We start from the raw sequence: 21,092 nt of genomic DNA, 5'->3' as shown, positions 1-21,092 counted from the left end.
CGTTGGAACTGGTTTGAGGCGGTCCGCGTCGTGCGGGTCAGGCCGCTGAAGCGATCGCAGCGTCGATCGCCTCGCCGAGCCGTTCGACGATCCGATCGATATCCTGTTTGGAAATGATGAAAGGCGGCGCCACAAGCACATGAACGCCTCGCACACCGTCAATCGTCCCGGCCATCGGATATATCATCAGGCCGCGGGCCATTGCTTCGCGCTTGATGCGGGCGTTGAGTTCAAGCCTCTGGTCGAACGGTTCCTTGCTGGCGCGATCAACCACCAGCTCGATTCCCCTAAATAGCCCCCGCCCGCGAATGTCGCCGACGTGATGGTGGTTATCGAAGCGTTGGTGCAGGCGTTCGTCCAGCTGCGCGCCCATTGCGCTGACGTTGTCGAGCAGACGGTCACGCCGGATGACCTCCTGCACGGCAAGGCCGGCCGCCGCTGCCATTGGATGCCCCATATAGGTATGTCCATGCTGGAAGAAGCCCGAGCCTTGGGCAAAGGTGTCGAAGATATGCCGGCCGAGCAGCACCGCGCCAATCGGCTGGTAGCCACCGCCGAGTCCCTTGGCGATGGTCAGCAGGTCGGGAGCGATGCCGTCCTGCTCGCACGCATGCAGCGTGCCGGTACGGCCCATGCCGCACATCACCTCGTCGAGGATGAGCAGCACGCCGTAGCGGTCGCAGATCGCGCGAATGTGCTTGAAATAATCGGCGACCGACGGCACGGCGCCGAGCGTGGCACCCACCACCGGCTCGGCGACAAAGGCGATGACCTCGTCCGGGCCGAGTTCGAGGATCTTGTCTTCGAGCTGCTGGGCGGAGCGCGCCGCATAGGCTTCGTCGCTTTCGCCATGCTTTTGATAGCGATAGGCGTAACAGGGGTCGATATGGTGGGTCTCGATCAGCAACGGCCTGAACTGGGCGCGCCGCCATTCGTTGCCGCCGGTGGCGAGAGCGCCGAGCGTATTGCCATGATAGCTCTGCCGACGTGCGATGAGATGGCGCCGTTGCGGCTCACCTTTCTCGACAAAATATTGCCTGGCCATCTTGAGCGCGGCCTCGACCGCCTCCGAGCCGCCGCTGACCAGATAGACATGGTCCAACCCCTTCGGCGCGTCCTCGACCAGCCGATCCGCCAAGCGCTCTGCCACCTCGGTGGTGAAGAAGCTGGTGTGGGCGTAGGCGATGCGGTCAAGCTGGGCGTGCAGTGCAGCGATCACGTCGGGGTGGCCGTGGCCGAGACAGGACACGGCGGCGCCGCCCGACGCGTCGATATAGGACTTGCCCTCGGCATCGAACAGTTCGATGCCTTGGCCGCGAGCGGCGACCGGCAGCGTCGAGTGGATGGTTCGATGAAGAATGTGTGTCATCGACGGTCCCTTATAGGCATTTTCTTCGGCGGACGCTGGTTCAGATGGGTCTTGAGGGCGGCGCCCTGCTCATCGAAACGTCGCAGCGACTCAACAGCGCCCTCGCCTGCCTGCCCTGCGACAAGAGCACCGAGGACCTCAGCAACGATGAAAGCTGGCGTCATGGTGTGGAAAAAGGACGGGCTGCCGGTCGGCACGACGACCAGGTGATCGGCAAGCAGCGCCAAGGGCGCTACCCCGCTGTCGGTGATCGCAATGACCGGTACGCCGCGGCTGGCAGCGTACTCGACGAGCTCGATGGTGAAGCGCGTGTAGGGCAGGACGCTGGCGGCGATCAGCACGTCGTCCTTTGTCGCATGGGCCAGAGCGTCACCGTCGGTTCCGCCGATTCCGTGCAGCAGCACTGACTTCTCGCCGATCAGCGACAGGATGTAATGCAGATGCCAGGCGACTGCGTGGCTTGAGCGCAGGCCGAGGCAATAGACGCGTCTTGCCGCACTCAGCGCCCTGGCCGTCTCGACCAGACGGTCGATCGACCTGCCTTCGGCGAGATGGGCAAGCTGGCTGGAAATCGAATCCAGAATATCGGCCGCCAGCGCGTGGTCGCCCTTGAGCTTTTGGCTGGCCACCTGAAGGCCCGCCTTGCCGGCGAAACCGATTTCGCCGTCCCGGATCGCGGCGGCGTAGATATCGCGTACCGCCTCGTAGCCATCAAGGCCGAGATGCTGGGCCAGCCGCGTCATCGTCGCCGGCTGCACTCCTGCGTGCCGGGCCTGCTCGCGCATCGACAACAGCGCGACATCATACGGCTTATCAAGGACATAGCGCGCGGCGGACCGAAGCTGCGCCGACATGCCGTCGAAGGCAGTGACGATCTGTCCAGCAAGCTCTTCCTGGTCCATGGATATTGCTAGCTCGCCAGACCAGCGATTGCAACGTCTGTTTCAGTGTGGTCAAAGATTGATTCATATGAATCTTGTCACTCACAGAACGTCCCGATGAAGCCGGCCCATGGTCTCGACCGCATCGCCATAGCCGTCGCGCCGAACGGGGGACGTCGCAGCAGGGCAGACCATCCGGCGATTCCGCTGACACCAGCCGAACTTGCGAGGACGGCCGCGGAATGCGCCGATGCCGGTGCAGCTATGATCCACGTCCATGTCCGCGACAGAAGTGGCAATCATCTGCTCGACGCCGACGCCTACCGCCAGGCGATCGCCGCCATCCGCGGTGCTGCCGGCGACCGCTTGGTAATCCAGATCACCTCCGAGGCGCTCGGTATCTATTCGCCGGCTCAACAGATGGCCGTCGTACAAGATGTGAAGCCGCAAGCTGTCTCCCTGGCGCTTCGCGAAATCGTTCCTGATGCCGGATCGGAACTCGCCTTCGCGCGCTTCATGGCCTGGCTGCACACCGAGGGGGTTGCGCCGCAGATCATCCTCTATTCGCCCGAGGAGGCCGTCAGGCTTGCGGACATGCAGCAGCGCGGACTGATCACCTGGGCAAGCATACCGGTTCTCTACGTGCTAGGCCGCTACACGCCGGGACAGACGTCCGTTCCTGCCGATCTCCTGCCATTCCTCGCGGCGAACATGCCGCGCTTCGACCATTGGAGCGTGTGCGCCTTCGGCCGCTACGAAGCGGCGTGCGTGACCGCCGCCGCATTGCTTGGCGGCCATGTCCGGGTCGGCTTCGAAAACAATCTTTTCCTTCCGGACGGCAGCATAGCCTCGTCCAACGCCGAACCGGTAGCGACGGTCGCACGCATACTCGCCGACTGCGGCGTCAAGATCGCCTCGGCCGCCGAGTTGGCCGCTCAATGGAACGCGCCGTTTCGTTCCATATGACAAACCAAAGCCTATTTTCGGAGGCAAGCTCGCGTAAGGCAGATAGAGGCGGCTGCAATGTCATTCGCCGACGCGTCCCCGCCCGCGGCGCGGCGATTGCAACAACAGTGCCGGTCGTTGTAACCATTCCGGCCGCTTGATTTTGGAGGAGACGCAGCATGGACCGATTCACCGGCGGTTGCCTGTGCGGCAACGTCCGAATTGTCGCGTCGGGGCGCCCATACCGGGTCGGCCTTTGTCACTGTCTCGACTGCCGCAAGCATCATGGCGCCCTTTTTCACGCTTCCGCGATATTTCCTGAGGATGCGGTGACGATCGACGGCGAAACACGCGACTACGCCGGGCGGTTTTTCTGTCCCCGCTGCGGCTCCTCCATTTTCGCACGCACGGCAGACGAAATCGAAGTAAACCTGGGGTCCCTGGATGCGCCTGACCAGCTTATGCCAACCTACGAAAGCTGGATCATCCGCCGCGAGTCCTGGCTGCCGCCGTTTCCGCTCACGAGACGGTACGAGCGCGATCGTGACGCCACGGGTCGCTTTGAGGAATAGGCCGCACGAACGGTGCGGCTCATTCCTTGCTGCCGTCCTCGGTGTAAACCGCAAGCTCGTAACCATCCGGGTCAGCGAAATGGAAGCGCCGGCCGCCGGGGAAGCCGTAGATCGGTCTGACGATCTCGACACGCTTGACCGTTCCCGGCAAATCCTCGGCATAGAGAATGACGAGCGGGCCTCCTCCGGACCTCGCTGGGCCAGCAGCAAAGCCACCTGACAAGCGCCCGTCGTTGAACTCGCAATATTGTGGGCCGTAGTCGGTGAAGGTCCAGCCGAACGCCTTTCCGTAGAAGTCGCGTGACCGCTGAATGTCTTTCACGTTGAATTCGACGTAGTCGATCCGTTGGTCGTTGTTGTTGCTCATGACGCGTACCTCTCGTGTGATGTACGACGCGGAAAGATAAGCACGCATCTCGCTTGCCGGATTGAACAAAACGGCCATCGACGTATGAGCCGCACACGGCGCCGCCGATGGCGATGCACGTGACATCATCCCTCACCTGCCCTCGTCGGTCCGGCCGGAAGAAAACGACCGATTCTTGCAACCGTTCTCGATTGGAAGACGTTGTCGGTGGTGCAGATTATTGCCTCGACCGACGGCCGGGCGAGCCGCTGCGCCGTAGGTTCACCGCCGCTAATCCGAAGGGGAGCGAGATGAGCGATCCCGTCCCAGCGCAGGCAACGGGTTCATTTCAGCAACGTCCAGCGTCGGCGCGGCTTCACGGGAGCTTTGCTTCTGTGTGGGTGCATCGAATGGACCCGGCGGGCTCACCGCCGATCGTCATCATGCCCGACGCAACGATCGATTTGCAATGGATCGGAGGCAGCTTGCGAATTGCCGGCCCCGACAAGGAGCCGCAGACCGAGGTTCTGGCGGCGGACGAGGTCGTGATCGGCTTGCGCTTCCATCCTGCCGCGGCGGCGGCATGGCTCGGCGTGCCCCAAATCGAGCTGGTCGGCAAGAGGCTGTCGCTCGACGATTTGTGGGGCGCGCGAGCTCGCCGCCTCGCCAGTTGCGTGCGCGCCAGCGACAATCTCGAGGATCTGGCCTGCTCGCTCCAACAGGTCCTCGCCGAGGAGGTGGGCTCCCGCGCGCCGGACGTTCCCATGCAGGCGGCATATCGCTTGATCGAGCGCGGGCCGCCACCCGACGCGCCGCTCGTCCCTTGGTTGATGCGCGCGCTCGAGATGAGCGAAGGACATTGCGCCGGCGCTTCGACGAGAGCTTCGGCTATGGCCCCAAGACGCTTGACCGTATCCTCCGCTACCAGCGCTTTCTGCGGCTTTCGAGCCACTCCAACAGCTCCACCGCCATGCTGGCTGCCGAGGCGGGCTATTCCGATCAGGCGCATCTTGTCCGAGAGAGCCGCCGTCTGACGGGAGGCACCCCGCGACAGATTCATCACCTGCTGCACAACGAGTGAAACCTCGGTGCGTTCTTCGACTTGGCGGCACGCTTTTGGCCGTTTTGTTCAAGTCCTCACTGTCGCCCGACTTTATCCTGGTATTTCCGACAACCAGAGGAGACTGCCATGAAACCGCGCATTTCGGTTTTGACCATCGCTGTCGCCGACCTCGAGAGTTCTCTCGTGTTCTACCGCGACGGTCTCGGCTTGCCGACGGAAGGGATCATCGGCCGCGAGTTCGAGCATGGCGTCGTCGCGTTCTTCACGCTGTCCGGCGGGTTGAAGCTCGCGATCTGGGCTCAGGACGACCTCGCCTACGACACCGGCCTGCCCAAGGCGCCGATTACCTCGACCTCGTTCACAATCGGCCACAACGTTGTGCGCCGCGAAGAAGTCGATCAAGTGATGGATGAGGCCGCCCGCGCCGGAGCCGAGGTCATCAAGCCTGCCCGGGACACGTTCTTTGGCGGATATGCCGGATACTTCCGCGACCCGAACGGACATCTGTGGGAGGTCGTCTGGAACCCCGCCAACATACCGAGTGAGGATCCTCTTTAAGGGCGGCGCGGGCCTGCAGCATCGAACCGCGTCAGTCATCCCGGTGCTGGCAAATTGTGTCGGCACCGGGCGGGCGGCCATGCTTTCCTCAGAAACGAAGCCAGTTCGACGGCGGACCACCAGCACAATCTTAAGCGCTGACTATGTTGCTCTATCCAGATTCGCCTCGCCTGCATGACGCATCATGCGGCGAAAGCTCATTGAAATATGCGCCCGCCTTATGTGTCCTATGGACTCCCAGTCGCCGATCTCGGCGGCGGCAAGGACCTCTTCCATTTCGCGGCGGAACGCGGTGAACTCCTCGACAAGGCCCAGTTGCGGCATCATCTTTAGGACGACGCGCGCGACCTGAAAATACAGGCGCTCGCTGATCTCGCGCAGCGGCTGGTTGCCGGTCATTGCCGTGAGCTCGTAGAAAAAATCCATGTTGAGGCGCAGGAAAGCGCGCTGGTCGGGATTGAGTATATCGGCATCGCAGCGCGCGATGAGCGCCCGTATCCGGTCGAGGTCGTCCGCCGTGCGTGGGATCGGCGAAAGCTTGCCGACGAGGAGCGCCAGCTCAAGACGCAAATGATAGACCTGCTGCAATTCCTCGATGTCGACGTCGGTGACGATCGTGCCGACGCCGTGGACGGATTGAACCAGACCCTCGGATTCGAGGCGCGCCAGGACACGCCGGACCGGCGTGCGGCTGATCTCGAATTCCTGGGCAAGTTCTTCCTCGGACAGATGGCTTCCCGGCGCATAGTCGAGCAGGCAGATGCGGTCGCGCAATATCCGGTAAATGCGCTCGAACCGCTCCCGTGCCGAGAGCGGGCGCGGCGGCGCGGCGGTCACCGTCGTTGGCAGCCTGTCATCCGTCTCAAGCGTCATCCAGCCTCCAGGACAGCGTGCAGGAACTGCCGCGTCCGCTCGTTCTTGGGCGCGCCGAACAACTCGCTTGGCGGCCCCTGCTCGCAGATCTTGCCGGCATGGAAAAAGCAGACGCGATCGGAGAATTCCCTGGCAAATCCCATCTGGTGGGTGACCATCAGCATGGTGAGGTCATGTTCCCTACCGAGTTTTCGGATGACTTCAAGCACTTCGCCGACGAGTTCGGGGTCGAGTGCCGAGGTCACTTCGTCGAACAGCATGATCTTGGGCCGCATGGCGCAGGCGCGGGCGATGGCGACACGCTGCTGCTGGCCGCCGGAAAGCTGCGAGGGATAGTGGTCCTTCTTCTCCGACAAACCGACCATGTCGAGCAGCTCGGCAGCACGCGCCTCGGCATCGGGCCGCTTCATGCCGAGCACGGTTATCGGGGCCTCGATGCAGTTCTGGATCGCCGTCATGTGCGGGAACAGGTTGAACGACTGGAACACCATGCCGATCTTGGCGCGGATCTTGCGGATGTGGGCGAGATCGGCGGGAACAAGCTTGCCGTTCCTCTGCATGTGGGTGAGCGGCTCGCCTTCGACCCAGATGACGCCGTCATTGATCGTCTCCAGCGTCATCAGCATGCGCAGCACCGTGGTCTTGCCGGAGCCGGACGGCCCGATGATGGAGACCTTCTCGCGCTTTCACGACCATGCGGCGCGATTTCGATGATTTGAGCATGCTTTTCTCCCATTGGACAACTGTGGATGGTTCCCAGGGCGCGGCCTTTGTCTCGGGCAGGCCGGTGGTCAGGCGTGCGCTCCGAAGCCGAGCTGGTGCTGATCCGCGAGGCGGGTGCGATCTGCACGCATGCCATGAACCGTGCCATAGAGAAAATGCGGCCCGGTGTGCCTCAGAACCACGTCATTGCGGAAATCTATCACGCGCAGATCATCGGCGTGCCCGGAGCGGGCGGCGACTATGCCGCGATCTGTCCGCTGATGCCCGTTGGCGAGGGCACCGGCACGCCGCATCTGACGTGGTCCGACGCGCCGCTGCCGGACAGCGGCCTCGCCATTCTGGAGATCGCCGGCGTGCGCCGCCGCTATCATGCGGCGCTGACCCGGACGGTACATTTCGGAAACCCGCCGCAAGCCATCCTCGACATGGCCAAGGCGATCGTTGAGGGCGTCGACGCTGGCCTCGAGAAGGCGCGCCCCGGCTACACCGCCGAAGAGGTGGAAGCCGCCTGGCAGGCGGTGTTGAGGAAGAACGGGCTGAAGAAGGAAAGCCGCGTTGGCTATCCGGTCGGGCTCGCATACCCGCCCGATTGGGGTGAACGCACCGCAAGCCTTCGTCCCGGCGACACTTCCGAGATGCAGCCTGGGATGTGCTTCCATTTCATGGCCGGCGTCTGGCTCGACGATTTCGGCATCGCCATCTCGGAATCGTTCGTCGTCACGGAACGCGGCGGCGAACGCCTCTGCGATGTGGCGCGCGAACTCATCGTCATCGACTGACATGGCAGCCGGGAAACCGGCTGCCGAAAAGAACCATGCCCGCCACCAAGCCGGCAACAAGCACGAGGACGCCCGATGGACCGCAATCCGTTTTCCGAAGCCGAAATCGCCGGCCGCTTGGCAAAGGTCCGTACTGCACTGGTTGAGAGCGAGCTCGACGCAGCGGTTTTTGCCTCGCCGGAGAACGTCTTCTATCTCACCGGCCTCGACCACTGGGGGTATTTTGCCCCTCACCTGCTGATCGTCCCGCTCCGGGGAAAACCTGTCCTGGTCACCCGCTCGATGGAGAAGGTGACAATCGAGAAGCAAGTGAAGGCAGCGGAATTCCGTGGCCACTCCGACAGCGAAACGGCGGCCGACCTTGCCGCGCGGGTGCTTGCAGAGCTCGGCTTGTCCGGCAAGCGGATCGGCCTCGAATACTGGACGGCTGGCCTCAGCCATGGGCTTGCCGTTGCGCTCCAGACTCAGGCGGACGCCAAATGGAGCGATGTCTCCGGTCTTGTCGATAAGATGCGGCGGGTGAAGAGCGCCGAGGAACAGGCGCTGATGCGGCGTGCCGCCAAGGTGACGGACGCCGCTGCCGGCGCCGCGATCGCAGCGATCTCGGACGGCGCCTCCGAACAGGAGGTCGCGGCCCAATGTGTTGCGGCAATGATCCGCGCCGGCGGTCATGCGCCGGGCTTCGGACCGTTCATCCGCCCGGCCGCGCGCCTGGGTGAAGAGCACACGACCTGGGGCGACGGGATTTACCGCAACGGCGAGCCGGTCTTTGTCGAACTGTCCGGGTGCATCTCGCGCTACCACGCGCCGCTCGGCCGGCTTGTTCGCATCGGCCACATCAGCGACGAAGATGCCAAAATGGCGGAGGTGACCGCCAAGGCGTCCAACGCGGTCATCGAGGCGCTGCGGCCGGGCGCCAAGGCGCGCGATGTCTACGCCGCCTGGCAGGCCGTCGCCGACGAGGCCGGCCTTTCCCACTATCGCCGCCATCACTGCGGTTACCTCGTCGGCGCCGGCCAGCCGCCGTCATGGACCGGCGGCAATTCGGTGACCGGCTTGAGGCACGATTCCGACCTCGAGATCGAGACCGGGATGAGCTTCCACATCCTGTCGTGGCTGATGGGAACGGGTCGCGGCGACGACTTCGTCTCCAACACGGTGCTGTTGACCGATGCGGGTGCCGAAGTGCTCACCCGCACGCCGGCCGGCCCGATCGTTCGATAGGCCGCACGCATGGCGCGCTACTCGGCATTTTCGGTTTTCCGCAACGCGCTGTCCGGCCAGAAGAATTGGCAGCGCGCCTGGCGTGCGGCGGAGCCAAAACCGTCCTATGACGTGATCGTCATCGGCGGCGGTGGACACGGCCTCGCCACCGCCTTCTACCTCGCCGAGAACCACGGTATCCGCAACGTCGCGGTGCTCGAAAAGGGTTATGTCGGCGGCGGCAATGTCGGCCGCAACACCACCGTCATCCGCTCCAACTACCTGCTCGACGGCAACACCCAGTTCTACGAATTCTCGATGAAGCTCTGGGAGGGCATGTCGCGGGCGCTGAATTTCAACGTCATGTTTTCTCAGCGCGGCCAGCTCGTCACAGCGCATTCGGCCGATCAGCTCGACGGCTTCAGCCACCGCGCCAACATCATGCGGCTGAATGGCATCGATGCCGATATCCTCGACCGCGAAGAGGTGCGCCGGCTGGTGCCTTACCTCGATTTTTCCGACACCGCCCGCTTCCCGATCCACGGCGCCATCTTCCAGGGCCGCGCCGGCACGGCGCGCCATGACGCCGTCGCCTGGGGCTATGCGCGTGCCGCCGATAACCATGGCGTGGACATCATCCAGAACTGCGGGGTGACAGGCTTTGTCCGTGACGGCGACAGGATCGTCGGCGTCGAAACGACGAAAGGCCGGATCGGCGCCGGCAAGGTCGGCCTCGCTGTTGCCGGTCATACATCCGTGCTCGGCGCCAAGGCCGGCCTGGAACTGCCGATCGAAAGCCACGTCCTGCAAGCCTTTGTCACCGAGCCGCTGAAGCCGCTGGTAGATCACGTCGTCGCTTACGGGGCCGACCATTTCTACGTCAGCCAGTCCGACAAGGGCGGGTTGGTCTTCGGCGGTAATCTCGACGGCTACAATTCATACGCCCAGCGCGGCAATCTCGGCGTCGTGCGCGAGGTGGCGGAGGCGGCCATTGCGCTGATGCCGTGCATTTCGCGCGTCCGCCTGCTGCGCCACTGGGGCGGCGTCATGGACATGACTCCCGATGCCAGCCCGATCATCTGCCCGACGCCGATCGACGGCCTCTATCTCAATGGCGGCTGGTGCTATGGCGGCTTCAAGGCAACGCCGGCTTCCGGCTGGTGCTTCGCCCACACGATCGCCAACGGCAAGCCGCATCCCTTGGTCGCTGCCTACGGGCTCGATCGTTTCCGCACCGGCCACACGCTCGATGAAGCCGGTGTCGGCCCTTCGGCCTGGCTGCAATAGGAGGCGGGACAAAATGCTGCGCATCGAATGCCCCTGCTGCGGCCCGCGTGACCACGACGAGTTCCGCTATGGCGGCGATGCCTCGGTCACGCGTCCGGCCCATGACGATCCCGATCCCGAGGCCTGGTACCGCTACGTCTATATCAGGACAAACCCGGCCGGCCCGCACCGTGAATACTGGCAGCACGTGACCGGTTGCCGGCAATGGCTGGTGGTCGAACGCGACACACGCAACCACGTCATCGCATCCGTCGACTTCGCCAGAAAATTGCGGGCCAGGAAATCAACTCTCAGGAAATCACCGGCATGAGTTCGAACCGCAAACGGCTGTCGGTGGGTGGCCGCATCGTCCGCGAGCAGCCGGTCGAGTTTACCTTCGACGGCCGCAAGCTGGCTGGATATCGCGGCGACACGCTTGCCTCCGCGCTGCTCGCCAACGGCGTCACGCTGGTCGGTCGCAGCTTCAAATATCATCGCCCGCGCGGCATTTTTTCCGCCGGGCCCGAAGAGCCGAATGCGCTGGTTACGCTCGGGAGCGCCGGCAGGCGCGAGCCGAACCTGCCGGCAACGACACCGGAACTCGCCGACGGCATGGTCGTGGAGACTCAGAACCGCTGGCCATCGCTTGCCTTCGACGTGCAAAGCGTCAACGGGCTGTTGGCACCGTTTCTGTCCGCCGGCTTCTACTACAAGACCTTCATGGGCCCGACGCGCCGCGCCTGGATGTTCTACGAACATTTCATCCGCAAGGCGGCCGGCCTGGGTAGGGCCGGCACCAGCCCGGATCCCGACCACTACGAGGTTCGTCATGCCTTCGCCGATGTCGCCGTCGTCGGCGGCGGTCCGGCGGGATTGTCGGCGGCGCGAGCGGCCGCCGCGGCCGGCGCGCGGGTCGCGCTGATCGAGCAGGATTTCCTGCTTGGCGGCCAGCTTCTGGCGGAACCGTCCGACAGCGCAGCGGCCGCATGGCTGAAGCAAGCCGAGGCCGAGTTGGAGCGCTTCGAAACCGTGGCGCTGATGAAGCGGACGACCGCTTTTGGCAGCTATGACGGCAATGTGCTTGGATTGGTCGAACAGCGCGATCCAACCGATCCGCAGCCGAATGGCGAGACACGGCAAACGGTCACTATGCTGCACGCCCGCTCGATCGTTTTCGCCACCGGCGCCATCGAGCGGCCGATGGTGTTCTCGAACAATGACCGGCCCGGCGTCATGCTTGCCTCGGCCGCCCGGACCTATCTCAACCGTTTCGCCGTCCTGCCGGGCAAGAAAATCATTGTCGCCACCACCAATGACGGTGCCTGGCGCACCGCCTTCGACTATGCCGCAGCCGGCGCGGAGGTGACGGTTGCCGACCTGCGCGCCGTCCCGCCCGCAGCGCTTGCCGCAGAAGCCGCACGGCTCGGCGTGGTGGTGCGGGCCGCAACGCGTATCGTCGACCTGTGCGGCGGCCATGCCGCCAGGCAAGTAATGCTCAACGGGCCGGAGGGCCAGTCCTGGACCGCCTGCGACCTGGTCTGCGTGTCCGGCGGCTGGTCGCCAACCGTGCATCTCACCTCGCACCTTGGTGTCAAACCTGTCTATCGCGACGACATCGGCGGCTTCGTGCCGGGCGCGTTTCCGGCCGACCGGTTCGGCGCCGGCGCGATGCTGGGGGCCTATACGACCGCCGCGGCCGTCGAGGACGGTCATCGCGCCGGCATCGAGGCGGCATCGTTCTGCGGCAAGTCGGCGCCGGCGCCCACTCCATCGAAACTAGATCTCGGCGAGACCGCCGCGGCCCCGCATCACGAGGTCCTGCCCGCTGGACGCGGAAAAGCCTTTGTCGATTTCCAGATGGATGTGACGACAAAAGACATCGAGCTCGCCCATCGCGAGGGCTATGAATCGGTCGAGCACCTGAAACGCTACACCACGCTCGGCATGGGCACCGACCAGGGCAAGACCAGCAATTTTCCCGCGATTGCTGCCATGGCGGCGCTGCGCAACGCAACAATCCCCGAGACCGGCACCACGACCTTCCGCCCGCCCTATACGCCGGTTGCCATCGGGGCGCTTGCCGGGCGCGCCGTCGGCCATCATTTCAAGCCGATCCGCCGCACGCCGATGCACGACTGGCACATGGCGAATGGCGCCGAGATGCTCGAGGTAGGGGTCTGGATGCGGCCCTATTTCTACCGGCAGTCGGGGCGCGACGTGAACGAGGCCCATGTCGCCGAAATGCGTACCGTACGTCAGGCGGCGGGCCTAATGGACATTTCCACCCTTGGCAAGATCGATGTCCAGGGCGCGGATGCGGCGATATTCCTGGATCGCGTCTACGCCAACGGCTTTGCCAAACTGGCGGTCGGCCGCGCCCGCTACGGCGTCATGCTGCGCGACGACGGTATCGTCTTCGACGACGGCACCACGACGCGGCTGGCGGAAAACCGGTTTTTCATGACGACCTCGACCGCCAAGGCCGCCGATGTGCTGTCGCGTCTCGAATTCCTGCTCGACACGGCCTGGCCTGATTTGCGTGTGGCAGTGACCTCGGTAAGTGACGAATGGGCGGCTATGTCGGTTGCCGGGCCAGCCAGCCGCGCAATCCTCAGCGCTGCTTTTCCTGATCTCGACGTCTCCGATGAGGCGCTTCCGCATATGGGGCTACTCGAAAGCGAGTGGGAGGGCCGTGGGCTCCGCATCCTGCGTCTGAGTTATTCCGGCGAGCGTGCTTACGAAGTCTATGTCGGCGCCAGTGCCGGTGAACAGCTCTGGAGCCGCTTGCTCGAAGCCGGCAGACCCTTCGACCTGAAGCCATACGGCGTTGAGGCGCTTGGCGCGCTACGCGTCGAAAAGGGCCATGTCGCCGGACCGGAGATCGATGGGCGCACGACGCTCGACGATCTCGGCCTCGGCCGCATGGTCGGCAAGCGCAGCGGTTTCGTCGGCGACGTCCTGCGAGGGCGCCCTGCCCTCCAGGCGCCCAACCGGCAGCGCCTCGTCGGACTGGAATGCATCGAGGACGGAAAACGGCTGCGCGGCGGCGCCATCCTGTTCCTGCCGGATGAGAAACCCTATGGCCATGGGCGCGGTCGCGTCACCTCCGTCACATTCAGCCCCGAACGCGGCCATTATGTCGGTCTGGCACTCCTTGCCGGGGATGTTGCGTCAGAAGGAAGCGAAGTTGTGGCGGTACATCCGATGAAGGCCGAAACGGTTCGCGCCCGCATTGTCTCGCCGGTATTCATCGACCCGCAGGGAGAACGGCTGCATGGCTAGCTTGACCTCTCGGGATTTCAGCCTGTCCGTGGCCGATTGCCCGCTTGTCCAGATCGAGGGCTGGGACGGGACACTGAGACAATTCGAAAAGAGCGTCTCGGCCTCGCTCGGCAAGAAACTTCCCGCTTCGGTCGGAGAGACGGTTCACCACAAGGGGCTTCTAATTATCCGCGTTGCACCTCGCCGCCTTTGGCTGGCTCTAGACGAAGGCACAGAAGTGCCAGCCCTTGTCGTCGACCCCGATCTCGGCTGTTCCGTTCCCCTTGGGGAAGGTCGTGCTCGTTTGAAAATGGCCGGCCCTGACATCGCAAGGCTTCTGTCCGGCCGCATTGCCGTCGACTGGCACGCGCCGACAGCCGCTCCGGGCCGCGCCGTACTGACATCCTTCCATCACGTGCCCGTGCTCTTCCTGCGCACCGGCGAGACCGCGTGCGAACTCATCGTGCCGCGAAGTTTTGCCCGCAGTCTCTCGGATTGGATTGCCGGCGGCTAGCCAATACCGGTTCCTCGGGTAGGGCCGGCTTTAGCGGCGATCCAAGCCGCCATCACGAAGCCTCCTACTCTCTTGCCGGCCAGTCTTGCAGAAGCGTAATCCCATGCTTCGGCGCGGCTGCTTTGAGCCGCTCGATATCGGCAGGCGTCGGCGGCCCGACCACCTCTCCCTTGCCGAGTTCATGGCCACCTTCGGCGAGAAACTGCTCGAACACACTTGGCGTGTCTATCAGGATATAGCGAACGAGCTGATTGCCGGGATTCATAAGCTGGTGCGGGATGCCCCGCCTCAAAAACATGCTCTCGCCGGGCGAGAGCGTTCGGACCACACGGTCCACAATTGCGGTCAACTGCCCTTCGATGACGTAGACCGTCTCGTTGTCATTCGCATGAACATGGATTGGCGTTTTCGTGTGCCCGTCGCTTCTGTTTTCGAAAAGACTTAACAAGCCTCCCGTCTGTTGGCCGGAGACCAGTCGCTTCATGACGATGCCTGCGAGCACGAATTCTTTTGGTTCAACATCCGCCATTGATCCAATCCTGCCAGGCACATCTGGAGGGCCGTCAAGCAGACGAACTGCGCCGCGACATCCGTCGAACGGGCTCATGCGTTCCCGGCCGCTGGAGTTTCCACTTCCAAGCTCCGTCCGCCTAACTGACGGCGAAGCTGCACCGGGCTGCCAGGCTCTCGCCAGGCCCAAGCACCGACAGTCCATTCCATTTGTCGATCGAACCGCGATTGTGAGCATCGACAGCATGACTGACCGGTTCAAAACAGAAGAAGTCGCTCTCGTCCGATGGCGAATAGACCAGGTAGAAATTCAAGGGCGATGAAGCTTCGACACGCAGGCTGCAACTGTGCTTCGGCCACCATATGGTAGCGACGCCGCTCCAACCGGCAAACAGATTGTTTATCCATCCACTCGGCAATACGGCCGGCACGTCGAAATCCCAATCGGGACGGGTTTTGATATCCACAAACCGTTCAGGGAGGTGGTTGGGCAGTTCGAGACAAACCTGCGAGGCCGGCGCATGAAGCGCGGTTCGTGCCGTTCTCGGGAACCATGGATGGATGCCAAGCCCGAACGGCAATCTGATCGACGCCCGATTGACGATGCGAAGCTTCAGCTCGAGCCCCTGTCCGGTCAGCGTGTAGCGCACCTCGGCGCGATATCGGTATGGGCCGGGTCCGTTGCTGATGAGCGACAGCTTTGCGTTGTCCTGCGCTACGCTGTCGATGTCCCACTCGCTCGAAAACCCATTGCCGTGAATGGGAAATGGCTCGCCTGCAACATTGGCTGGCAGTCCGTGGAATTTGGAATCGAATGTGAACCCGCCGCCCGAGATGCGATTTGACCACGGCAAAAGCAGGTTGCAGGCAAGGTCGAACGGGTTGCTGCTCCCGCCATCCGGCCATGGCCGGAAGAGCGGCACGCGCCCATAGTCCAGTCTGGCAAGACCTGCCCCAAGCGACGGGACGATTTCAGCGGACAGGTCTCCGCTTCTGATCTTGATCGTCGGGGCCATCAGTTCAGGCGGTGTCGGCCTTGGCAGCGGCGATCGGCTGTTGATGGCGGCCTTTGCGAGCCACTGCAAGAAGGTCGTTCGACGCGATGCCGATGAGCGCCTTCATCTGATCGTGAGCGTCGTCGGCCCTGCGCATCCTAATTGCCTCCAGCACGTCGCCATGCGCGCTCAGCGTCTGCTGGTAATTAGCGGTGGCCGATGTGGTCAGGCGGAAGGAGAAGCTGAGGGCGGCCGCAAGCATATTGCCGAGATTGGCGAATACCGGGTTGCGGCTGGCACGAAGGATGGCGGTATGAAACCTGACGTCGGCATCGAGACACGCAGCGAGATCGTCCTGCGGAGCAATGCGCATGGCTTCATACGCCGCTTCGATGACTGCGAGATCGCCTGACGTCGCCATCTTGGCCGCAAGTTGGGCGGCAGCGGGTTCAATGACCAGCCGCGCCTCGATCAATCCACGGACGAAATCGAGGTCAGGCTCGATATCGCGCATCCATTCCAGAACCTGTGCATCCAGCCTGTTCCATTCGCTCGACACGCGCACACGCGTCCCGGCCCGCTTGCGTGCCTCGATTAATCCTTTCGCCGAAAGCGTCAGAAGAGCATCGCGAAGCGCGGTGCGGCTCGCCCCGTAGATAACGCAAAGTTCGGCTTCCGTCGGCAGGACGGAGTGCTGGGCGTAGGAGCCGGCGAGGATGCGCTGTCCGAGATCGCGTGCGATGCGATCCTTGAGCGATGACGTGGTGCCATCTGCGGCAGGAATGTCCTGCTTGCCTTGGCCAGTCGAAGCGATCGCCGCGTCCATCGTCATGTCCTGTTCAAGTGGTACTCGGCAATTACCACAGCAAGTATCAGCAGCGAGCCCTTGGCAAGCAACTGATAGAAGGTTGGCACGGACGTCAGTATCATTCCGTTGTTGAGGACGCCAATGATGGCGACGCCCAGCAGCGCGCCGACGATCGTGCCCTTGCCGCCCTGCAAGGCGCAGCCACCCAGAACGGCCGCTGTGATGGCCTCGAGTTCCAGGCCTTGGGATCCGGATACGGGCTGCCCAGAGCCGGTACGGGCAGCCAACAGAATCCCGGCCAATCCGGCCGCCACTCCACTCATGATGTAGATGCCGACGCGGTAGCGGTTGATGTTGATGCCAGAGAAGCGTGCGACAACGGGATTGCCGCCCAGGGCATAGATGTTGCGGCCAACGATCGAGCGGGCAAGAAAGAGATGGAACACGATGGCGGTCAGCAAAAGTATCCAGATCAGCAGAGGCAGGCCGAGGATTCGTCCAATCCCGATGAAGCGGAAAGTCTCGCTGAAAATCGCGATCGATTGCCCATCGGACATGATGAACGCGATGCCGCGGAAGATCGCCATCGTACCGAGAGTCGCGATGACAGCGTTGACCCGCCCATAGGTGATGATGATGCCGTTCACGAGGCCGGCAAGACCGCCCAGGACCAGGCCGGCAAGAATGCCCACGGCGGGTGATCCGGTGGCCTGGATGGCCATTGCCGTCGATACTGTGGTCAGACCGACAATTGCGCCGACGGCAATATCAAGCCCGCCGGCGACAATGACCACGGTCTGGCTCATCGCCAGAACGCCCAGGATGGTGATGCCCAGACCGATGTTCAGCAGGTTTCGGCTCGAGAAGAACACGTCGCCTCTCAGGGTGCCGAAAATGAGCACGAGAATGGCGAGAGCAACAAGAAGGCTTATGTTGTGAATGCCGATGCGCTCTGCGATGCGCAAGGAAGAGCGCCTTTTGTCGGTTTGTGTTGTTGCTGTCCTGAGCTCAAGGCTGTTCACTGAATTTGCCCTCCAAGTGATGCTGCAGATTGAGGCATGGCATGTTTCAGGATCGTGGCCTCGTCGATGTCAGGGCGGGAAAGTTCGGCCGTGATCCGGCCTCCAGCCATGACAAGCACCCTGTCGGCGAGCCCGATCAGTTCCGGCATTTCCGAGGAAATCAGGATTATGCCGATGCCGCTGGCGGCGAGTTCGTCGATCAGGCGATAGATTTCCGCCTTGGCGCCGATGTCGATACCGCGGGTCGGCTCGTCGAGGATGAGAAGCATCGGCTGCCGCGCAAGCCAGCGCGCGAGAACGACCTTCTGTTGATTGCCACCCGACAGTTTGGAAACCTGTTCGTCGAGGTCGGGCGCCTTGATCGACATCTTTGCTGCAAGCGGTGAGACGATCTCCAGTGCCTTGCGCCGATTGAAGAAGCCGAAGATCGACGTTCTGTCGGGCACGCACAGCGAGGCATTGTCAAGAATGCTTCGGAACAGCAGCAGCGCCTCGTGCTTGCGGTCTTCCGGGGCAAAGCCGATGCCCGCCACGATCGCCGCATGCGGACTGTTAGGGCCAACGGGCACCCCATTCATCATTATGCTTCCGTCGAGACGCCTGTCATAGCCGACAATCGCCTTTGCCAACTCGGATCGGCCCGCACCCATAAGGCCGGCAATGCCGAGCACCTCGCCATGGCGGACCTTGAGGCTCACATCGGTGACGTGGTCGGTGGTCAGGCGCGTCACCTCCAGCAACGGTTGCCCCGATTGCCACGTCTCGCGCGTAAACAGATCTGCAATGTCGCGGCCGACCATGAGCTTGGCTATGGTCTGCTCGCTGGCACCGGCCGCGGGGGAATCATCGATCAGCCGGCCGTCCCGCAACACGACAATGCGATCCGCAAGGTCGATGACCTCGTTCAGCCTGTGAGAGATGTAGACGATCGAAGTGCCCTCTTCGCGCAGCCGGCGAATTACTGAAAACAGACGGCGCGCTTCGTCGTCGGTCAGCGACGAGGTCGGCTCATCAAATGCGATCAGCCGGCCGCCGGCACGGATGGCGCGCATGATTTCGATCATCTGGCGCTGTGCCGGACCGAGTGTGCTGCAGAGTTGACGCGGCCGCATATCCTGCTGCATGCCGAAGGTCGCAAGCACCTTATCGGTCTGCTCCTCGAGCCTGTGCCAGTCGAGCAGGACGCCTGCCAGCCGCGGCAGTTCGCCGACGAAAATGTTCTCGGACACGGTCAGGTTCGGAACGATCTCCGGCTCCTGATGGATGACGCGTATTCCGGCTCTGTGGCTGTCGCGCGGTTCGTTGAAAACGATCGGCGTGGCGCTATGCAGCACGGTGCCGGTGTCCGGTGCGAACACGCCCTCGAGAATTCGCATCATTGTCGACTTGCCGGCGCCATTCTCGCCAACCAGGGCAAGCACCTCTCCTGGCCGAAAGGCAATCGAGACATTGTCGAGCGCCTGCACGACGCCGAAGCGCTTCGAAATCCTATCGAGCGAGAAGAAATCCGATTGCATCAAAAGCTCATTCCCGAGGATCGATCCGTGTGTCTGCCGACGAACTGCCGGCCCGAAGAGCGTCATGCGCCCTGCGGCGCATGACGCATATCTGGTTCAATGGCAGAGCTTGGCTTTGTAGTCCGACGCAAAATTGTCGGCGGTGATGTATTCCGGGTCGGTGAAGGACTGAACGGGAAGCTTCGTTCCGTCCTTAATGGAGGCCAAGAGAATCTTCACCGCCAGCGCGCCATGATTTGCCGAATTGAGCCACATCGTGCCGCGGAAAGCCGAAGGCTTTCCCGATCCGAAGGCGTCGCAGGCGCGGCTCCCGTCGATGCCGATCCCCATGCCCTGGTCTGCGGAATAGCCGGCATTCTCCAGTGCTCGCGCACCACCCAGCACGCCATCATCGTTGCATGAATAGAATATCCAGTTCGTGACGCTGGGATTGGCCGTCAATGTGGTGGTCATCACATCGATGGCGTTGACCATCGTATTGTCGTAGGGGACACGAACGATGTTGCCCGGCTTGAAATCGGGCACCGCCTTCAGGAACGCTTCTTCCGCGCCCTTGTTGCGCTGCATGCAGGTATCGGCCTTGCGGTCCTCGATCGAGGCGATGCGCACCTCTTTGCCCGCCCAGCCCTCAGCCTTGTAGAGCTTGGCAAGCTCTTCGCCCACCCGCGCACCGATATTGTAGGCATTCATGCCGACATAGGGGACCTGGGTGCCATCCTGGTAGTAGATATCGTCGTCCACCGCCACCAAGGGAATTTTTGCGGCCTTTGCTTTCTCCGCGATGACCGGTCCCAGCGCCTTGTCGGGGACAACGATGGCGATGCCCTTCACGCCATCGCCGACCATCGTATCGAAGGTCGTGATCGTCAAATTGGCGTCGAACTGAACGTCCTGCGACACGAACGCGGCCCCTGCCGCCTCAGCCGCTTTCTTGGCGCCGCCGACTTCGGCGACGAACCATGGGTGGTCTCCCATCTTGTTGATGTAACCAATCTTGATGTCATCTGCGCTTGCTGCGCCACTCATCAGTCCGGCAGCCAGTGCCGCAAATGTCGCCAAAGCCTTTGTTGTGGTTTTCATGAAGATCCTCCCTGAGCTCAATGGTGGTTGCTAGTCGTGGTAGAGAACCGAGCGCCCACCATCGATGGTGATCGTCTCGGCATTTATGAACGGCGCTTCGTCCGAAGCGAGGAAAACCGCCGTCATTGCAACCTCGTCCGGCCGGCCAATACGCTTGGGCGGATGGAGGTCGTAGGCTCGCCGCTTCTCCTCGGCGGGGTTCGGGAATGTGTTCCAGTAGGCTTCCGCGATCGGCGTCTCGATATAGCCGGGGGCTATCGCGTTCACCCGGATGCCGCGTGCGGCATATTCGATGGCCAGCGAACGGGTGAGGCCCAAAAGTGCATGCTTGGCGACCGGATACGGGAACGTATGGGGAATGATCTGGAACGCGTGACAGCTCGCTATGTTGACGATGGACCCCGAGCCCTTCGCCAGCATCGTCGGCAAAACCGCCTTGGCGCAGAACCACGCGGCCTGGAGGTCGAGCTTGAGGCAGCGCTCCCATTCCTCATCCGGCATCATCAATGGTTCGTAGAAGACGTTGGCACCGGCATTGTTGACCAGAATGTCGACCCCGCTATAGGCCGTGATCGTCCGCGCGATCATGTCCGCGACTGCGGATGCTTCGGTGACGTCCGTCTCGATGAACAGGGCGTCCGCGCCCTGGGCACGCAATTCGTCGGCGACCGCTTTCCCGCTTGCCGCATTCAGTTCAGCAATGACGGTCTTTGCCCCATGTGTTGCAAAGGCGCGGGCGGTGGCAGCACCGATGCCTTGGCCAGCGCCCGTGATGATTGCGATCTTTCCTTGCAGCCGTCCTGCCAT

At 62.8% G+C, this 21,092-nt stretch carries 21 protein-coding genes and 2 pseudogenes; 11 read left to right on the top strand and 12 right to left on the bottom strand.

Going from position 1 to position 21,092, the window contains the following annotated elements; all coding sequences use genetic code 11:
- Nucleotides 1-37: 37 nt before the first annotated feature.
- Nucleotides 38-1,369: an aspartate aminotransferase family protein gene (locus tag NKG60_RS21370; protein ID WP_352661169.1), complete on the bottom strand. Its 1,332-nt coding sequence runs from the start codon at nt 1,367-1,369 to the stop codon at nt 38-40.
- Nucleotides 1,366-2,271, bottom strand: a complete 906-nt coding sequence (locus tag NKG60_RS21365; protein ID WP_352661166.1) for a MurR/RpiR family transcriptional regulator — start codon at nt 2,269-2,271, stop codon at nt 1,366-1,368. Before NKG60_RS21365 ends, NKG60_RS21370 begins: the two co-directional genes overlap by 4 nt.
- A 96-nt stretch (nt 2,272-2,367) precedes the next feature.
- Here NKG60_RS21365 and NKG60_RS21360 point away from each other — a divergent pair, with 96 nt between their 5' ends.
- Nucleotides 2,368-3,216 carry a beta-keto acid cleavage family enzyme gene (locus NKG60_RS21360; protein WP_352661164.1) on the top strand — a complete coding sequence of 283 codons (849 nt, stop codon included), beginning with the start codon at nt 2,368-2,370 and terminating at the stop codon, nt 3,214-3,216.
- 158 nt (nt 3,217-3,374) lie between these two features.
- Complete coding sequence (locus NKG60_RS21355) at nt 3,375-3,767, top strand: GFA family protein (protein WP_352661161.1); 393 nt, start codon at nt 3,375-3,377, stop codon at nt 3,765-3,767.
- 19 nt (nt 3,768-3,786) lie between these two features.
- Here the strand turns inward: NKG60_RS21355 and NKG60_RS21350 are convergent, their stop codons facing one another.
- Nucleotides 3,787-4,134: a VOC family protein gene (locus tag NKG60_RS21350; protein ID WP_352661347.1), complete on the bottom strand. Its 348-nt coding sequence runs from the start codon at nt 4,132-4,134 to the stop codon at nt 3,787-3,789.
- A gap of 107 nt (nt 4,135-4,241) precedes the next feature.
- On the opposite strand from NKG60_RS21350, the pseudogene NKG60_RS32305 reads away from it, so the two are divergent.
- The 3 genes and pseudogenes from NKG60_RS32305 to NKG60_RS21340 form a co-directional block, all read left to right on the top strand.
- Nucleotides 4,242-4,679, top strand: a pseudogene (locus tag NKG60_RS32305) (hypothetical protein); the annotation flags it as partial.
- Nucleotides 4,583-5,194 (top strand): helix-turn-helix domain-containing protein, encoded by a 612-nt coding sequence (locus tag NKG60_RS21345; RefSeq protein WP_352661158.1) that lies wholly within the window; start codon nt 4,583-4,585, stop codon nt 5,192-5,194. The pseudogene NKG60_RS32305 and the gene NKG60_RS21345, both read left to right, overlap by 97 nt.
- Before the next feature lie 108 nt (nt 5,195-5,302).
- Complete coding sequence (locus NKG60_RS21340) at nt 5,303-5,734, top strand: VOC family protein (RefSeq protein WP_352661156.1); 432 nt, start codon at nt 5,303-5,305, stop codon at nt 5,732-5,734.
- A 141-nt stretch (nt 5,735-5,875) separates the two neighbouring features.
- Here NKG60_RS21340 and NKG60_RS21335 read toward each other — a convergent pair whose 3' ends face one another.
- Both NKG60_RS21335 and ehuA read right to left on the bottom strand, forming a co-directional pair.
- Entirely contained in the window at nt 5,876-6,607 is a 732-nt protein-coding gene (locus tag NKG60_RS21335) for a GntR family transcriptional regulator (protein ID WP_352661153.1), read from the bottom strand.
- A pseudogene (gene ehuA / locus NKG60_RS21330) lies at nt 6,604-7,287 on the bottom strand (ectoine/hydroxyectoine ABC transporter ATP-binding protein EhuA); the annotation flags it as partial. The gene NKG60_RS21335 and the pseudogene ehuA, both read right to left, overlap by 4 nt.
- Nucleotides 7,288-7,404: 117 nt before the next feature.
- On the opposite strand from ehuA, the gene NKG60_RS21325 reads away from it, so the two are divergent.
- The 6 genes from NKG60_RS21325 to NKG60_RS21300 all read left to right on the top strand — a co-directional run bounded on the left by NKG60_RS21325 (nt 7,405) and on the right by NKG60_RS21300 (nt 14,353).
- Nucleotides 7,405-8,109: a M24 family metallopeptidase gene (locus NKG60_RS21325; RefSeq protein ID WP_352661150.1), complete on the top strand. Its 705-nt coding sequence runs from the start codon at nt 7,405-7,407 to the stop codon at nt 8,107-8,109.
- Between the two features lie 75 nt (nt 8,110-8,184).
- Entirely contained in the window at nt 8,185-9,333 is a 1,149-nt protein-coding gene (locus tag NKG60_RS21320; protein WP_352661147.1) for a M24 family metallopeptidase, read from the top strand.
- Nucleotides 9,334-9,342: 9 nt separating this feature from the next.
- Nucleotides 9,343-10,599 carry a sarcosine oxidase subunit beta family protein gene (locus NKG60_RS21315; protein ID WP_352661144.1) on the top strand — a complete coding sequence of 419 codons (1,257 nt, stop codon included), beginning with the start codon at nt 9,343-9,345 and terminating at the stop codon, nt 10,597-10,599.
- A gap of 13 nt (nt 10,600-10,612) precedes the next feature.
- Nucleotides 10,613-10,909, top strand: coding sequence for a sarcosine oxidase subunit delta (locus NKG60_RS21310; RefSeq protein WP_352661141.1), 297 nt, complete (start codon nt 10,613-10,615; stop codon nt 10,907-10,909).
- Nucleotides 10,906-13,860, top strand: coding sequence for a sarcosine oxidase subunit alpha family protein (locus NKG60_RS21305; protein WP_352975469.1), 2,955 nt, complete (start codon nt 10,906-10,908; stop codon nt 13,858-13,860). Before NKG60_RS21310 ends, NKG60_RS21305 begins: the two co-directional genes overlap by 4 nt.
- Complete coding sequence (locus NKG60_RS21300; RefSeq protein WP_352661134.1) at nt 13,853-14,353, top strand: sarcosine oxidase subunit gamma family protein; 501 nt, start codon at nt 13,853-13,855, stop codon at nt 14,351-14,353. Before NKG60_RS21305 ends, NKG60_RS21300 begins: the two co-directional genes overlap by 8 nt.
- A 64-nt stretch (nt 14,354-14,417) precedes the next feature.
- Here the strand turns inward: NKG60_RS21300 and NKG60_RS21295 are convergent, their stop codons facing one another.
- The 7 genes from NKG60_RS21295 to NKG60_RS21265 form a co-directional block, all read right to left on the bottom strand.
- Nucleotides 14,418-14,882 carry a cupin domain-containing protein gene (locus NKG60_RS21295; RefSeq protein WP_352661131.1) on the bottom strand — a complete coding sequence of 155 codons (465 nt, stop codon included), beginning with the start codon at nt 14,880-14,882 and terminating at the stop codon, nt 14,418-14,420.
- Between the two features lie 121 nt (nt 14,883-15,003).
- Nucleotides 15,004-15,879: an aldose 1-epimerase gene (locus NKG60_RS21290; RefSeq protein WP_352661128.1), complete on the bottom strand. Its 876-nt coding sequence runs from the start codon at nt 15,877-15,879 to the stop codon at nt 15,004-15,006.
- 4 nt (nt 15,880-15,883) lie between these two features.
- Nucleotides 15,884-16,684 carry a FadR/GntR family transcriptional regulator gene (locus NKG60_RS21285; RefSeq protein ID WP_352571188.1) on the bottom strand — a complete coding sequence of 267 codons (801 nt, stop codon included), beginning with the start codon at nt 16,682-16,684 and terminating at the stop codon, nt 15,884-15,886.
- Nucleotides 16,685-16,686: 2 nt separating this feature from the next.
- Nucleotides 16,687-17,688, bottom strand: a complete 1,002-nt coding sequence (locus NKG60_RS21280) for an ABC transporter permease (protein ID WP_352975467.1) — start codon at nt 17,686-17,688, stop codon at nt 16,687-16,689.
- Nucleotides 17,685-19,205, bottom strand: coding sequence for a sugar ABC transporter ATP-binding protein (locus NKG60_RS21275; RefSeq protein WP_352661122.1), 1,521 nt, complete (start codon nt 19,203-19,205; stop codon nt 17,685-17,687). Before NKG60_RS21275 ends, NKG60_RS21280 begins: the two co-directional genes overlap by 4 nt.
- Before the next feature lie 96 nt (nt 19,206-19,301).
- Nucleotides 19,302-20,285, bottom strand: a complete 984-nt coding sequence (locus NKG60_RS21270) for a substrate-binding domain-containing protein (protein ID WP_352661119.1) — start codon at nt 20,283-20,285, stop codon at nt 19,302-19,304.
- Between the two features lie 30 nt (nt 20,286-20,315).
- Nucleotides 20,316-21,092: an SDR family oxidoreductase gene (locus NKG60_RS21265; RefSeq protein ID WP_352661116.1), complete on the bottom strand. Its 777-nt coding sequence runs from the start codon at nt 21,090-21,092 to the stop codon at nt 20,316-20,318.

Source organism: Mesorhizobium sp. M1428 (genome assembly GCF_040317515.1).
Taxonomy (GTDB): Bacteria; Pseudomonadota; Alphaproteobacteria; order Rhizobiales; family Rhizobiaceae; genus Mesorhizobium.
Note: the sequence above shows the minus strand (reverse complement) of the source record. Positions and strands in the feature narration are given on the sequence as shown.